Origin of the sequence: Nakamurella alba (assembly GCF_009707545.1) — a bacterium.
In the GTDB taxonomy this organism is placed as follows: Bacteria; Actinomycetota; Actinomycetes; order Mycobacteriales; family Nakamurellaceae; genus Nakamurella; species Nakamurella alba.
On the sequence record NZ_WLYK01000008.1, the window covers coordinates 157,400 to 172,339 of the forward strand.

General features: G+C 70.9%; 11 protein-coding genes. 9 read left to right on the forward strand and 2 right to left on the reverse strand.

Going from position 1 to position 14,940, the window contains the following annotated elements; translation table 11 throughout:
- Window positions 1-94: 94 nt before the first annotated feature.
- Together GIS00_RS18485 and GIS00_RS18490 are read right to left on the reverse strand one after the other, a co-directional pair.
- Window positions 95-1,660, reverse strand: coding sequence for a CYTH and CHAD domain-containing protein (locus GIS00_RS18485; protein ID WP_154769929.1), 1,566 nt, complete (start codon window positions 1,658-1,660; stop codon window positions 95-97).
- Window positions 1,661-1,705: 45 nt separating this feature from the next.
- Entirely contained in the window at window positions 1,706-2,554 is an 849-nt protein-coding gene (locus GIS00_RS18490) for a hypothetical protein (protein WP_154769930.1), read from the reverse strand.
- Window positions 2,555-2,833: 279 nt separating this feature from the next.
- Here GIS00_RS18490 and clpB point away from each other — a divergent pair, with 279 nt between their 5' ends.
- The 9 genes from clpB to GIS00_RS18535 all read left to right on the forward strand — a co-directional run bounded on the left by clpB (window position 2,834) and on the right by GIS00_RS18535 (window position 14,923).
- Window positions 2,834-5,434 carry an ATP-dependent chaperone ClpB gene (gene clpB / locus GIS00_RS18495; RefSeq protein WP_154769931.1) on the forward strand — a complete coding sequence of 867 codons (2,601 nt, stop codon included), beginning with the start codon at window positions 2,834-2,836 and terminating at the stop codon, window positions 5,432-5,434.
- A gap of 161 nt (window positions 5,435-5,595) precedes the next feature.
- Window positions 5,596-6,882 (forward strand): class I SAM-dependent methyltransferase, encoded by a 1,287-nt coding sequence (locus tag GIS00_RS18500; RefSeq protein WP_407666891.1) that lies wholly within the window; start codon window positions 5,596-5,598, stop codon window positions 6,880-6,882.
- Window positions 6,876-7,697 carry a DUF1295 domain-containing protein gene (locus GIS00_RS18505; protein ID WP_154769932.1) on the forward strand — a complete coding sequence of 274 codons (822 nt, stop codon included), beginning with the start codon at window positions 6,876-6,878 and terminating at the stop codon, window positions 7,695-7,697. Before GIS00_RS18500 ends, GIS00_RS18505 begins: the two co-directional genes overlap by 7 nt.
- Before the next feature lie 25 nt (window positions 7,698-7,722).
- Window positions 7,723-8,178: a peroxiredoxin gene (locus tag GIS00_RS18510; RefSeq protein ID WP_154769933.1), complete on the forward strand. Its 456-nt coding sequence runs from the start codon at window positions 7,723-7,725 to the stop codon at window positions 8,176-8,178.
- 137 nt (window positions 8,179-8,315) lie between these two features.
- Window positions 8,316-9,608 (forward strand): ABC transporter substrate-binding protein, encoded by a 1,293-nt coding sequence (locus tag GIS00_RS18515; protein WP_196073354.1) that lies wholly within the window; start codon window positions 8,316-8,318, stop codon window positions 9,606-9,608.
- Between the two features lie 129 nt (window positions 9,609-9,737).
- Window positions 9,738-11,393 carry a class I adenylate-forming enzyme family protein gene (locus GIS00_RS18520; protein WP_154769935.1) on the forward strand — a complete coding sequence of 552 codons (1,656 nt, stop codon included), beginning with the start codon at window positions 9,738-9,740 and terminating at the stop codon, window positions 11,391-11,393.
- Window positions 11,394-11,395: 2 nt separating this feature from the next.
- On the forward strand, window positions 11,396-12,268 hold the full coding sequence (locus GIS00_RS18525; protein ID WP_154769936.1) for a branched-chain amino acid ABC transporter permease: 873 nt from the start codon (window positions 11,396-11,398) through the stop codon (window positions 12,266-12,268).
- The gene (locus GIS00_RS18530; RefSeq protein ID WP_154769937.1) at window positions 12,261-14,186 is read left to right on the forward strand and encodes a branched-chain amino acid ABC transporter ATP-binding protein/permease; all 1,926 of its coding nucleotides are present in this window, start codon (window positions 12,261-12,263) and stop codon (window positions 14,184-14,186) included. The genes GIS00_RS18525 and GIS00_RS18530 overlap by 8 nt, the downstream gene beginning before the upstream one ends.
- Window positions 14,183-14,923 (forward strand): ABC transporter ATP-binding protein, encoded by a 741-nt coding sequence (locus tag GIS00_RS18535; protein ID WP_154769938.1) that lies wholly within the window; start codon window positions 14,183-14,185, stop codon window positions 14,921-14,923. Before GIS00_RS18530 ends, GIS00_RS18535 begins: the two co-directional genes overlap by 4 nt.
- Window positions 14,924-14,940: the final 17 nt, after the last annotated feature.

Here is a 14,940-nt window from a genome sequence, read left to right on the forward strand (position 1 = left end):
GTGGAACTCGGCGACGGGGAGTGACCGACCCGACCCGGACCGTCTGCTCCGTCAGGCCGGTGCGTCAGGCCCGCCCGGTGACGATCACTGCGGGTCAGCTGCGCTGCGGCAGCACCGGCAGTGCGGCGTCCTCCACCCGGTCCCAGGCATCGGCGAAGTCCTCGAGCGTCCCGTGCGCGACGGCCTGCTCGAAGGCATGCAGCCGGCCGAAGACGAACCCCGCGGTGCCGTCGGTGTCGTGCGCGAGCGAGAGGTCCGCCAGCAACTCGGCGGCCGTCACCGCGTCCTGGTACTCGCCGAGCACCTCCTGGATCTCCTCCAGTGCGGCGGCGAACAGTTCGGCCGGCTCGCCCAGTGCCCCGGCCACGCATTCGGTCGCGTACCGCAGGGCCCGGGCCCGGCGGCGCACCACGTGCACCGCCTCCGGGTTCTCCGGGTCCGCCTGTGCCCGGTCGGCCAGTGTGCCGAGTCGTTCCCAGGCCACGGCGATCATCGCCGGCAGCTCCGACTCGGCGGACTTCGCCGCCCGGGCCGAGAGCACGGGGCCGTCGACCAGGGCGTCCAGCGACCGCAGCATCGCGAAGTAGGCGGCCGAGTGGAGTCGCACCGACACCTGGGCGAGGGCCGCCGGCATCCGCCGGGCGTACTCCTCCTCCAGCCGCACCCGGGCCGCCCCCGCGTACTCGGCCGGCTCGTCGATCAGCTGGGTCTCCAGCCGCCCACGCACCACCTCGACATCCCTTGCCGCGCCAAGGATCGCGCTGTGCTCGGCGAGCTCGTCCCGTAGCCGGGCGACGTCGCTGCCGGCCCCGCACTCCTCGAAGACCCGGCCGAAGACGCCCAGCAGCGACCGCAGCCGCCGGGTCGCCGCCCGGCCGTCGTGCAGCGCCCCCGGCACCTTCTCGCGGAGTGCCCGGTCGGCGGCGATCAGCACGGCGAGCTGCCGGCGCACGGCCGTCAGCACCGCGGTGCCGGCGCTGCGGTCCTTCTTCCGTGGCGGCGCGGCCGGCACCACCACCCCGGTGTCGGCCAGGGCGCGGGCGAGTTTCGACGCGGACGACGCCGGCCGGGCACCCTTCTTCGTCAGCATCGTCACGGCCGCCGCGAGGTGTCCGCGGTCGCCACCGAGCACCTCCGCCTCGAGCTCCCGCCAGCCGGCCGGCTCGCCCTCGTGGCCGGCGGCGTCGATCGCCGTCGCGGTGACCGTGTCGTCGGCGATCTCGACCAGGGCCGTACCGTCCGCGTCCAGCAGGTGCCGGACGGTGCGGTCGTTGCGGATCCGCGCCACCGGGCGCAGCGGCAGGCCGCGGGCCGCGCCGGACACCAGGTCGGCCAGGGCCGACGGCACCCTCCGCTCGTCACCGTCCTGCAGGGGCAGCCCGATCTCGGTCCGCGCCCCCTCCACCGACGGCAGCTTCAGGTGCCACCCGGCATCGGTGCCGCCGGTCCGCCGGCGGAGGGTCAGCTTCGCGGCGAGCAGATGGTGCCCGTCGGTGTCGAAGTAGACGGCGTCGAGCTCGTGCCGCACCGGGTCGGCGACCGCCACCATCCCGGCATCCCGGACCTTGCCGGTGATCAGATCATCGAGCGACCGTCCGGTGTCGATCTCCAGTTTGGTCTCGATCTCGAGGTGGCGGGTCGCCCCGACGGTCCTGGCCATGCCCCGTTGGTACCCGGTCCCGGCCGCCGACGGCAAGTGCGCCCGTCAGCAGTTCACCGTGATGTAGAAGTACGCGTCCTGGAGGTTGGCGGCGGCGTCGTAGACCTTGACCCGGACCTTGTTCGACGAGCCGAAGTACGTGTCGGTGATGACGTAGTAGTTCTCGTAGTAGACCGAGGCCACGGCGGAGCAGTACTGCACCTCGCGGTCGAAGGTCACGTCGTACACGCCCTGGCTGACCCGGACGCCGGCGGTGATCCGGCTGCTGCCGCTGTACGGCGTGCCGGCGTCGCTGATCATCCCGGCCATGGGCTTGACGTAGTAGCCGTTGACGTCGATAACGATGTCGGTCGGGCCGCCGTAGTTGCGGATCTTCAGCGCGTAGGCGGACGAGGCGTTGATCGCGACGTTGCCGCCGGTGCCGTTCGAGGCGGTGGCGTAATTGAGCAGGCTGGCGTTGGGCTCGGCGATCCCGTTCGGCCAGGCCCGGACGTAGCCGGGAGCGCTGGGATCGACCGCGGTGACCACCGCGGCGATGGACGTCGCCCCGACCGGGATGCCGCAGCCGCCGGTCTTCCCGCCCTGCGGGGCGAACCCGGTGGTCCCGCCGACGTAGTACGTCCGCACGTTCGTGGAGGCGAACGGGGTGCCGCCGGTCCCGGTGCCGAGCCGGGTGTCCACGATCCGGCACGGCGTGATCGCGACGTAGGAGGCCTCGGCGACGGGCTGCCGGGAGGCCGGCGGCGGTGCGGCGGCCAGGGCGGAGGGCGACGGCGGACCGCCGGCCGGGGACTCACCGGTACCGGAGGCGACCCCGGTGACGGAGAGCACGGCGACCACGCCGATGGCGAGTGCGGTGAGACGGGACCATGCGGTGGAACGGGACCTGTTCACGGCCGGACCTCCTGGAGGAGCGCACCGGTCCCGGTGACCGGTCGCGCCCGGTCAGCCTGACGCACTGCGAAACGGCAGGTCAGCCCCCGTGCGGTCTGGATCGATCCGGACCTCCTGGTTCGGCTCCGACCAGTTCTGGCCTGATTCGCCCGAACGAGCAGGGCGACGGCAGACTTGAGTGGAATAGACTCAACTTAGCTGCGTTGGAACCGGTATGAGGTGGCCGTGCCGACGCGGTTCGGGCACCCTCGACATCAGACGAGAAAGATGAAAGCAGGCATGAACCTCGACATCCTGACCACCAAGAGCCGGGAGGCGCTGGCGTCCGCCATCTCCGCGGCCACCACCGCCGGCAACGCCACCGTCGAACCGGCGCATCTGTTGCAGTCCCTGCTCGCGGTGGAGGGGTCCACCGCGCCCGGCCTGCTGCGTGCGGTCGGCGCGGACGCCGCATCGGTCGAGTCCCAGACCAAGTCCCTCCTGGCCCGGATGCCGGCGGCCAGCGGCGCCACGGTTGCCCAGCCGCAGCTGTCCCGCGCGCTGGTCAACGTGATCACCGGCGCCGAGCAGATCATGCGGTCCGGCGGTGACGAGTTCGTCTCCACCGAGCACCTGCTGGCCGCGCTGGCCCGGCCGGGCACCGACGTCGGCGAGCTGCTGATCGCCGCCGGCGCCGGTACCGATGCCCTGGTCGAGGCCTTCCCGGTGGTCCGCGGCGGCGACCGCAAGGTCACCTCCGCCGATCCGGAGGGCTCGTTCCAGGCGCTGGAGAAGTACGGCGTGGACCTCACCGCCCGGGCCCGTGAGGGCAAGATCGACCCGGTCATCGGCCGGGACCAGGAGATCCGCCGGGTGGTGCAGGTGCTGTCCCGGCGCACCAAGAACAATCCCGTGCTGATCGGCGAGCCCGGCGTCGGCAAGACCGCCGTCGTCGAGGGCCTGGCCCAGCGCATCGTGGCGGGTGACGTGCCCGAGTCCCTGCGCGGCAAGCGGCTGATCTCGCTCGACCTCGGCGCGATGATCGCCGGCGCGAAGTACCGCGGCGAGTTCGAGGAGCGGCTCAAGTCCGTGCTGGAGGAGATCCGCGGCAGCAACGGCCAGGTCGTCACCTTCATCGACGAGCTGCACACCGTGGTCGGCGCCGGCGCCACCGGCGAGGGGGCCATGGACGCGGGCAACATGCTCAAGCCGATGCTGGCCCGCGGCGAGCTGCGGATGGTCGGCGCCACCACGCTGGACGAGTACCGCGAGCACATCGAGAAGGACCCGGCGCTGGAGCGCCGTTTCCAGCAGGTGCTGGTCGGTGAGCCGAGTGTGGAGGACACCGTCGGCATCCTGCGCGGCATCAAGGAGCGGTACGAGGCGCACCACGGCGTCCGGATCGCCGATGCCGCACTGGTGGCGGCCGCGTCGCTGTCCGACCGCTACATCACCTCCCGGTTCCTGCCGGACAAGGCGATCGACCTGATCGACGAGGCGGCATCCCGGCTGCGCATGGAGATCGACTCCCGCCCGGTCGAGATCGACGAACTGCAACGCTCCGTCGACCGGCTGAAGATGGAAGAGCTTGCTCTGCAGAAGGAGTCGGACGAGGCCTCCGTCGAGCGGCTGGGCCGGCTCCGTCGTGACCTGGCCGACCGCAGCGAGCAGCTGGGCGTGCTCACCGAGCGCTGGGAGCAGGAGAAGTCCGGCCTGAACCGGGTCGGCGAGATCAAGAAGCAGCTGGACGAGGTCCGGATGCAGGCCGAGAGGGCCCAGCGCGACGGCGATCTCGCGATGGCGTCCGAGCTGCTCTACGGGCGGCTGCCGGCCCTGGAGCGGGAGCTCGCCGAAGCCGCCGCCACCGAGTCCGCGGTCAAGGCCGACGGCACGCCGATGGTCAGCGAGGAGGTCGGACCGGACGACATCGCCACGGTGATCGCCGCCTGGACCGGCATCCCGGCCGGCCGGCTGCTGGAGGGCGAGACCGCGAAGCTGCTGCGGATGGAGCAGGAGCTGGGCTCCCGGGTCATCGGCCAGCGGGAGGCCGTCGGCGCCGTCAGTGATGCCGTCCGGCGCGCCCGGGCCGGCATCTCCGACCCCGACCGGCCCACCGGGTCCTTCCTGTTCCTCGGTCCGACCGGCGTCGGCAAGACCGAGCTGGCCAAGGCGCTCGCCGACTTCCTGTTCGACGACCCGCGCGCGATGACCCGGATCGACATGTCCGAGTACTCCGAGAAGCATTCGGTGGCCCGGCTTGTCGGTGCCCCTCCGGGCTACGTCGGCTACGAGGAGGGTGGCCAGCTCACCGAGGCGGTGCGGCGGCGCCCGTACACCATCGTGCTGCTGGACGAGGTGGAGAAGGCCCACCCGGACGTCTTCGACATCCTGCTGCAGGTGCTCGACGACGGTCGGCTGACCGACGGTCAGGGCCGCACCGTCGACTTCCGCAACACGGTGCTGATCCTCACCTCCAACCTGGGCAGCGCCGCGATCATGAACCAGGACCTGGACGAGAAGGGCAAGCAGGACGCGGTGATGGCCGTGGTCCGCTCGGCGTTCAAGCCGGAGTTCCTCAACCGGCTCGACGACGTGGTGTTCTTCCACGCCCTGGGCACCGAGGAGCTGGCGAGCATCGTCGACATCCAGGTGCAGGCGCTGGCGCAGCGGCTGGCCGCCCGCCGGCTCACCCTCGACGCCACCACCGAGGCCCGGGACTGGTTGGCGCTCAACGGGTTCGACCCGCTGTACGGTGCCCGGCCGCTGCGCCGCCTGGTGCAGTCGGCCATCGGTGACCAGCTGGCCCGCGAGCTGCTCGGCGGCATCATCCGGGACGGCGACACCGTCCGGGTGGACGTCTCGCCGGAGGACCCGGCGAAGCTGATCGTCACCCGGGGCTGACCCGGCAGGCCGCCCGTCACCCGGCCGTTCACCCATCCCGCCGGGCCCCGGCGGCGAAGCACCCCGCGAGGCATGAAAGACGCCCGTCCGGGAATCATCCGGACAGCAGTGCCGTGTGCGGATGAGCGGTTGCGGACGACGAGCAGAGTGGTGGGTGCGTGGTGGGTGTGACGACAGCGGGACGGTTGGCGGAACTGGTCGGTCGGTTGACCGGCGGTGAGCTCCCGATCGGCCTCCGGGCCTGGGACGGGTCCACCGCCGGTCCGACCGTCGGGCCGGTGCTGGTGATCCACTCCCGCCGTGCGCTGCGCCGGCTGCTGTGGAGCCCGGGCGAGCTGGGCCTCGCCGAGGCCTACGTCGCGGGTGACGTCGACGTGGAAGGCGATCTGGCCGAAGGGCTCTCGGCCGTCTGGTCGGCCGTGGGCAGCGGCGCGCTGAACAAGCCGAAGGTGGGCGTCGGTGACTGGCCGCGGCTGGCCGCCGAGGCGCTGCGGCTCGGCGCCGTCGGCCCGCGCCCGCCGGCCCCCGGGCAGGCCTCGCTGCAGGGCCGGTTGCACTCCAAGGACCGCGACCGGGCGGCGATCGCCCACCACTACGACCTGTCCAACGACTTCTACGAGCTGCTGCTCGACGACTCGATGGCCTACTCCTGCGCCTACTTCACCGACGGACCGTCCGGTGACCTGGCCGCGGCGCAGAAGGCGAAGCTGGACCTGGTCTGCCACAAGCTCGGCCTGCACGAGGGCTCCCGGCACCTGGACATCGGTTGCGGCTGGGGATCGCTGATCTGCCACGCCGCCGCGGAGTACGGCACGGTGTCCACCGGCGTCACGCTGTCCCGCGCGCAGTACGAGTACGTCAGCAAGCGGGTGGCCGCGGCCGGGCTGGCCGACCGGGTCACCGTGCGGCACGCCGACTACCGCGAGCTGGCCGACGACCCCGCCGTGCGCGGTGCCTTCGACGCGGTCAGCACCATCGAGATGGGCGAGCACGTCGGAGATGCCGAGTACCCGGCGTTCACGCAGATCCTGCACGACGTGCTGCGGCCCGGCGGCCGCGCGCTGGTGCAGCAGATGTCGCACGGCGTCAACGCCCCCGGCGGCGGCGCGTTCATCGAGACCTACATCGCGCCCGACATGCACATGAAGTCGCTCGGCACCACCGTCGACCTGATCTCCGGGTCCGGCCTGGAGGTGCGCGACGTGCACGCCCTGCGCGAGCACTACGACTGGACCGTCCGGGCCTGGCACCGCACCCTCGAGGACCGCTGGGACGACGTGGTCGACATGATCGGCGAGGTCGGCGCCCGGGTCTGGCGGCTGTACCTGGTCGGCGGCGCCCTGGCCTTCGCCGAGAACCGGATGGGCGTCGACCAGATCCTCGCCGTCCGCCCGGGTGAGCACGGGGTCGCCGGGATGCCGGCCTCCCGCAAGGACTACGGATGGTGAGCTGGTCCGCCCTGCTGGTGGTGCTCGGCGGTTCTCTGGTCGCCGTCGCACTGCTGATGGCGGTGGCCTTCCTGATCGGGAAGGCGACCGGCAAGTACTCGGTGATCGACGCGATCTGGGGCCCCGGTTTCGTGGTGGTCGCCGCGGCGTCCTTCCTGCTCTCGCTCGGTCACGGTGACACCCTGCAGCGGTTGGCCCTGCTGCTGGCGATCGCGATCTGGGGGCTGCGGCTGGGCGGCTACATCCTGCTGCGCAACCACGGACTGCCCGAGGACCCGCGCTACACCGAGATGCTCGAAGGCGCCGGGCCGTCCGCCATCGTCCGCAAGGTCCAGGTGCCGCAGGGCCTGGCCATGTGGTTCGTCTCGCTGCCGGTGCAGGTCGGCATGGTGCTCGAGAACCCGGGCACGTTCGCCCGGATCGTGCTGGTCGTCGGCCTGCTCGCGTGGGCCACCGGGGTCGGCTTCGAGGCGATCGGCGACGCCCAGCTGGCCGCGTTCAAGAAGGACCCGGCCAACAAGGGCACGGTGATGGACCGCGGCCTGTGGCGGTTCACCCGGCACCCCAACTACTTCGGCGACGCCTGCCAGTGGTGGGGGATCGGCCTGACCGTCGTCTGGGCCTGGCCCGGCCTGGTCGCCTTCGTCGGCCCGCTCGCGATGACGTACCTGATCGTCGCCAAGACCGGCAAGGCACTCACCGAGAAGCGCATGTCGTCCTCGAAGCCCGGCTACGCCGAGTACGTCGCGCGGACCTCGGGTTTCCTGCCGCTGCCGCCGAAGAAGGGGCCGGTCACCGCCGGGGAACCCCGATGAAGATTCCCCAGTGGAGGAGCGTCCGTTGAAGACCGCGACCACCGGCACCGAGGTGCCCGACTTCGAACTGCCGGACCAGCACGGGACCCCGCGCACGCTGAGCGGCCTGCTGGCCGACGGCCCGGTGGTGCTGTTCTTCTACCCGGCCGCGATGAGCTCCGGCTGCACCAAGGAGTCCTGCCACTTCCGGGACCTGACGACGGAGTTCGCCGCCCTCGGCGCGCAACCGGTGGGCATCAGCACCGACACCGTCGACGCCCAGCTGGCCTTCGACAAGGCCAACCGGCTCGGTTACCCGCTGCTCTCCGACGTCGACGGGAAGGTGGCCGAGTCCCTGGGCGTGCGCCGCAGGTTCCTCACCCCGGTCAAGCGGGCCACCTTCGTCATCGATCCCGACCGCCGTATCCGCGCCGTGTTCGCCTCGGAACTCTCCATGACCGCGCATGCGGATCGCGCGTTGGAGACCCTGCGCAGCACCTGATCGTGCGGCCGCCGACCGTTGGAGGGAACTCCAACGGCGGCACCGGCCGATCTGCGATGTCGCCTGGATCTCATCAAGACTCTTGGGACTGCTCGCCCACACCCTCGCGAGCGCTCACACCCAAGAAAGAGGTCCTGATGGCACCCCACGACTCGATGATGAGCCGTTCGCCGCTGTCCCGGGGCATCACCCGGCGGAGCTTCGTCGGCTCGATCGGCCTGGTCGCCTTCGGCGGCCTGCTGACCGCCTGCGGCTCGGACGAGACGCCGTCCGGTGGTACCACGACCGGCGGCGGTGCCAGCTCGGGCAGCGGCGGGGGCGGTGGCAACATCGTCATCGGCGAGGTGCACGCCACCACCGGGCCGGCCGCATCGACCTACAAGAACTACTTCATCCCGGCCAACATCGCGGTCGCCGAGCTCAACGCCGCCGGCGGCATCATGGGCCGGCAGCTCACCGAGAACCTGAAGGACGACGGCGCCGACCCGGCCAAGGAGACCCAGGTCTTCCGCCAGTTCGCCGAGGAGGGCGTCAACTTCGTCATCGGGCCCAACACCAGCACCACCTGTCTGGCCGCGGTCCCGCTGGCCACCCAGAGCAAGATCCTCAACCTGAACGTGTCGACCTCGGACAAGCTGAACGACGTCGCCTCGTACCCGTACTCGTTCCTGATCGGCCCGACCAACACGCCGGCGATGAATGCGATCGTCGACTTCGCGGTCGCCCAGGGCTGGACCAAGATCGCGCTGCTGCACTCGAACGACACCTTCGGGCAGCAGGCCGTCGACCCGATCACCGCCCGCGCCAAGGAGAAGGGCGCCGAGCTGGTGTCCGTCGTCGAGCACGCGGTGGACGCCACCGAGATGACCCCGTTCGTCTCCAAGATCCAGGAGGCAGCGCCGGACGTCGTGGTCTGCATCCAGGCGCTGGTGCCCACCCAGACCGCGATGTTCAACGCGTTCCAGAACCTGGGCTTCGACGTGCCGAAGATCGGCACCACCAGCATCAGCTCGGAGACCCTCCGGGTCGCGGTGCCGGCCGAGGCCTACGCGAACACCTACGCGGTGTACCTGAAGTCGTTCAGCTACACCGCCACCGAGCAGGTCTCGCAGAAGAACCTGGACTACCTGAAGCTGGTCACCGCGCAGGCCGGCAACTTCAACGGCCTCACCACGGCCGGCCTGGTCTACGGCCCGTACGACTTCCTGCACATGCTGAAGATCGCGGTGGAGAAGGCCGGGTCCACCGACACCGAGGCCGTGGTCAAGGCTCTCGAGGAGATGGACCCCTACGACGGCGTCGCCGGGACCATCAAGTTCACCGCCGAGTCGCACAACGGCCTGACCGACGACGCACTGGTCGTCTGCAAGGCCGCCTCCGGCGGCGACGCGGCCAAGTCCCAGGGCGGGTTCCTGCTCGAGCGGGGCTGAGCACATGACACCGGCGGCTGGTGCGGTCATGATCATGATCACGCCCGCCGCCGGGTGTGCCGGTACCGGCCCGCGGCGGGCCTGACCGGCACGAGCACACCGAAGTGACGACCGAGCGGAGCACGGAACATGACCCTTGACCTGGGGACGGCGGACACAGCCACGGGGATCGAGCTGGAGGTGCTCGCGGACGAGAGCTACCGGTCGTTCAACGTGCTGCCGGGGGACTGGCTGCGGCTGCAGACCCGGCGCGCCGCCGGCAACACCGCGTTCGTCCTGGGCGACGGCACCCGGATGACCTACGCCCAGGTCAACGACCGGGTCAACCAGCTGGTGCACTACCTGCACGAGAAGGGCATCGGCCGCGGCGACCGGGTCGCCACCATGGCCACCGACGGGCTGCGCCACGTGGAGGTGCTGCTCGCCACCCTCAAGGTCGGTGCCACCTTCATGCCGCTCAACTACCGGCTCAGCCGGCAGGAGGCGGACGTGCTGCTCGGCAGGGGCCGGCCGGCGTTGCTGTTCCACTCCGGCCGCTACGCCGACCTGCTGGCCGGTGTCGCCGATGCCCACCCGTCGATCGCCGAGGTGGTGTGCCTGGACGGCCCGGCCGCCGGCGCCCTGGACTACGAGCAGATGATGACCGGCCGCCCCGCGGTCGAGCCGCCGCCGCAGCAGGCGCAGGCCGAGGACATCGCCGTGCTGGCCTTCACCAGCGGCACCACGGGTCTGCCCAAGGGCGTGATGACCTCGTACCGGATGTTCCACGGCATCTGCATCGTGCAGCTGCTGGAGTGCGAGATGAAGCGCAGCGACGTGTATCTCACGTCCTCGCCGCTGTTCCACTCGGCCGGCTACTTCCAGACGATGATGTGTCTCTACCTCGGCTGCCCGGTGCTGCTGCTGCCGCAGTTCGACGCGGAGGAGGTGCAGGGCTGGCTGGCCCGGCCGGACGGGCCCACGGCGGTGTTCCTGGTGCCCACCATGCTGCAGCGGGTGATGTCGGTGCCCGGCGCGCGGGAGGCGAACTACCACCAGCTGCGGATGATCTGCTACGGCGCGGCACCGATGGCGCCGGCCCTGCTGCGCGACGCCATCGAGATGTTCGGCTGCGACTTCGCGAACAGCTTCGGCGCCGGCACCGAGAACGGCGCCTCCGCCTGGCTCACCCCGGCCGACCACAAGCGCGCCGCGGCCGGCGAGTGGCACCTGCTCGGGTCCGTCGGTCGCCCCGGCATCGGGAACGAGATGCGCATCTGCGACCCGGATCTGGTCGATGTCCCCACCGGAGTTGTCGGTGAGATCGTCACCCGGAACAACACCACCATGTCCGGCTACCAGGGCCTGCCGGAGAAGACCCGGCAGTCGCTGCCCGGCGACGGCTGGTTCCGGGCGGGCGATCTCGGCATGCTGGACGAGGACGGGTTCCTCTGGCTGAACGGCCGGTCCAGCGACATGGTGATCCGCGGCGGCGAGAACATCTACCCGCTGGAGATCGAGCACGTGATGACCGAGCACCCGGCGGTGTCCGAGGTGGCCGTCGTCGGCGTACCGGACGAGCACTGGGGCGAGCAGGTCCGGGCCTGGGTGGTGCTGCGCGAGGGGGTACCGGTCACTCCGGCCGAACTGCACGCCTACTGCCTGGAGCACCTCGGCCGTTACAAGGTGCCGGCCGAGTACTGGTTCGTCCCCGAACTGCCGAAGAACGCCAGCGGCAAGATCCTGAAACGCGAACTGGTGCAGTGGTCCCCGCAGGACGCCGGCGCCGGCGGCGGGTCGGTCTGATCATGGACGCCGTCTTCTACATGCTCGTCTACGGCGGCCTGTACGGCATGGTCGCGATGAGCTTCAACGTCATGTACCAGCCGACGAACATCTTCAACTTCGCCCAGGGCTCGGTCGTGGTGATCGGCGCCCTGCTCGCCTCCACACTGCTGGCCGGGCACGTGCCCTGGCTGGTGGCGCTGCTGGCCGGCATGCTGGCCGGCGGGATCCTGGCCATGGTCATCGATCTCGTCGCCATCAAACCGGTGCTGCACCGGGACGCGGCCTCGCACTCCTGGCTCATCACCACGCTGGCGGTGTCGCTGATCCTGGACGACCTGATGGGCAAGATCTGGGGCGGCGAGGCCCGGCTGGTGCCCTACCCCGAGCCGTTCTCCGCGACCTTCGTGGTGCGCTCCGGCGGCGGCGGGCTGTCCAGCTACAGCTTCGTGCTGATCATCGTGCCGTTCCTGGTGCTCGGCATCCTCACCTGGATCTACCGCACCCGGATGGGCCGCGCCGTGAAGGCGGTGGCCGAGGAGCGCCCCGGCGCCCTGCTGCGCGGCATCGACCCGGTCTCGCTGACCCGGGCCTCCTGGTTCCTGGGTGGGCTGATCGGTTCCGCCGCCGGCATCCTCGCCTCACCGGTGATGTTCGCGTCGGTCACCCTCGGGCCGATGCTGCTGATCAAGGGCTTCATGTGCGTGGCGATCGGCGGGGTGGGCAGCAACAAGGGTGCCCTCGTCGCCGGCTACATCATCGCGCTGGCCGAGGGTGTGATGGCCGCCCGGGTCAACACCGCACTCGTGCCGGCCGCCACCTTCGCGGTGCTGCTGGTCGTGCTGCTCATCCGCCCTCGGGGCATCTTCGCCGAACGGGAGGTCAAGCGTGTCTGAGCTGATGGAACGGATCCGGCCCACCAAGGGCGACAAGGCATCCCGGTCCGCGGCCCGGCTGGCCTCCGGCCGGCCGCCGCGGCTGCGGGACTCGCTGCAGCGCACCTGGTTCTGGTGGGCACTGCTGGTCGCGGCCGGGGTGGTCTTCCCGGTGCTGTCCGACAGCACCTACATCTACTTCCTGGCCGGCGGCATCGGCGTCTACTGCCTGGTCGGCGTCGGGATGAACCTGCTCTACGGTCTGGGCGGCCAGGTCTCGCTGGGCCAGGGTGCGATCGTCGCGGTCGGCTCGTACACCGCCGGGATCGCGCTGGTGCACGGCGAACTCGACATGTGGACGGCGCTGGTCATCGCGACCGTCGTCGGCGCGGTCACCGGCATCCTGATGGGCCTGCCCTCGCTGCGGCTGTCCACCTGGTACTTCGCGTTGACCACCCTGGCCTTCGGTGAGCTGGTGCTCGGCCTGGTCGAGTACTTCAGCGAGTACACCGGCGGCACCAACGGTCTCGTCGGCATCTTCGTCGACCTGACCTCCGGCGAGCTGTACTGGGTGATCGTCGCGGCCAACGTGGTCGGCCTGGCGCTGTACTTCACCTTCGTCAACTCGCGTCTCGGCCGTGGGCTCATCGCGATCAAGGAGGGCGGTGAGGCGGGCACCGTCTCCGGCGTCCGGACGATCTCCATCAAGGTCATCGTGTTCGCGATCAGCGGCGCCTACGCCGGGGCGGCCGGTGCGCTGTTCGCCTACGAACAGCAGGTCATCGCGCCGGACCAGTTCACCACCAACTTCTCGATCTTCTTCATCGTCATCATCGTGGCCGGCGGCTACGGCCGGTGGCTCGGGCCGGTGATCGGTGCGCTGGCGTTCTTCGCGGTGCCCGAGCTGCTCACCGATCTCAACGAGTGGCGGATGGTCATCTACGGCGCCGCGCTGCTGCTGTTCATGGCGTTCGCGCCGAACGGGATCATGGGCGCCCTGGAAGCGCTCTGGGCCCGGGTCCGCGGCCGCACACCGAAGGACGCCGCCGGGCCCGGGTCGAGATCCAGTGGTGAGGCCGGGTACGACGAGGACCTCGAGGTGTCCGCGTCGGCGGCCAAGGCGGAACGGCTGGCGTCGCTGCTGCGGTCGGCCGAGGCGCCCGACGGGAGCACCGACATCGGCCGGCTCACGGTCGACGACGTCGCCGTGTCCTTCGGCGGGGTGAAGGCCCTGCAGGGCGTCTCGATGACCCTGGACTCGGGGAAGATCTACGGCCTGGTCGGCCCGAACGGTTCCGGCAAGACCACCCTGCTCAACGTGATCACCGGCATCTACAAGCCGTCCACCGGATCGGTGCACCTGCACGGCGAGCTGCTGACCGGGGTGGCGCCGTCCAAGCTGGCTGCGCTCGGGATCGCCCGGACCTTCCAGACCCCGCGCCTGCTCAAGGATCTCAGCGTCTGGGAGAACGTGATGCTGGGCGGGTACACCGCCGAGAAGTCCTCCTCGCTGGAGGTGCTGCTGCGGATCGGCCGGGCCCGGAAGGAGTCCCGCCGGCTGGGTGCCCGGGCCTACGAGCTGCTCGACGTACTGGGGCTGGCCGAGCACGCCGGCACCCGGGCCGGTGACCTGCCGCACGGCCTGCAGCGCATGCTGGAGATCGCCCGGGCGCTGATGGTGCAGCCGCGCCTGCTGCTGCTGGACGAGCCGGCGGCGGGCCTGTCCGCCGACGAACTGCAGGTGCTCGACCAGCTGGTGCGCAACCTGGGCGGCGGCGGCGTGACCGTGCTGCTCGTCGAGCACCACATCGGCTGGGTCCGCGAACTCTGCGAACACGTCACCGTGCTGGACCAGGGCAAGGTCGTCACCGCCGGGGATCCGGAGACGGTGTTCGTCGACCCGCGGGTCCGCGAGACCTACCTGGGAGTGCTCGGATGAGCGTCACCGTGACCACCGACACCGTGCTGCAGGTCAAGGATCTCGACGCCGGTTACGGCTCGGTGCCGGTGCTGCGCCAGGTCAGCGTGCAGGTCCGCCGGGGCGAGACGGTCGCGCTGCTGGGCAGCAACGGCGCCGGCAAATCGACCCTGCTTCGGGCGATCTCCGGGATGATCCCGGTGTTCGGCGGCAGCGTGGAGTTCCAGGGATCGCCGCTGCGTGGGGTGGCCCCGCAGAAGATCGCCCGGCGCGGGCTCTGCCACGTGCCGGAGGGGCGCCGGCTCTTCGCCAAGCAGACCGTGCAGGACAACCTGCTGCTCGGCATGTACGGCATCCGGCTGACCCGGGCGGAGGAGCAGGAGCGGATCGACGGCGCGCTGGCGATCTTCCCGGCGCTCACCACCCGGCTCGCCGACTACGCCGGGTTCCTGTCCGGCGGCCAGCAGCAGATGCTCGCCGTCGCACTGGCTCTCGTCCGGCAGCCGGACCTGATCATGCTCGACGAACCCTCGCTCGGCCTGGCCCCGGTCATCATCGACGAGGTCTTCGAGGCGCTGTCGGAGGTCAGCCGCCGCGGCGGCACGGTCCTGCTGGTGGAGCAGCTGGCCACCCGCGCGCTGCGGCTGGCCGACCGCGCCTACGTCCTCGCCCACGGCCGGATCACCGCCGAGGGATCTGCCGAGGAGCTGCTCGCCGGGGAGACCCTGGCAGCCGCCTACCTGGGCGATACCCACTGACCCGGGTCGCACCCGAC

What these genes read in the sequence shown, in the direction of transcription:
- GIS00_RS18485 (WP_154769929.1), bottom strand. Translation starts at nt 1,660, where the DNA reads ATGGCCAGGACCGTCGGGGCGACCCGCCACCTCGAGATCGAGACCAAA.
- clpB (WP_154769931.1), top strand. Translation starts at nt 2,834, where the DNA reads ATGAACCTCGACATCCTGACCACCAAGAGCCGGGAGGCGCTGGCGTCC.
- GIS00_RS18505 (WP_154769932.1), top strand. Translation starts at nt 6,876, where the DNA reads ATGGTGAGCTGGTCCGCCCTGCTGGTGGTGCTCGGCGGTTCTCTGGTC.
- GIS00_RS18515 (WP_196073354.1), top strand. Translation starts at nt 8,316, where the DNA reads ATGGCACCCCACGACTCGATGATGAGCCGTTCGCCGCTGTCCCGGGGC.
- GIS00_RS18520 (WP_154769935.1), top strand. Translation starts at nt 9,738, where the DNA reads ATGACCCTTGACCTGGGGACGGCGGACACAGCCACGGGGATCGAGCTG.
- GIS00_RS18525 (WP_154769936.1), top strand. Translation starts at nt 11,396, where the DNA reads ATGGACGCCGTCTTCTACATGCTCGTCTACGGCGGCCTGTACGGCATG.
- GIS00_RS18535 (WP_154769938.1), top strand. Translation starts at nt 14,183, where the DNA reads ATGAGCGTCACCGTGACCACCGACACCGTGCTGCAGGTCAAGGATCTC.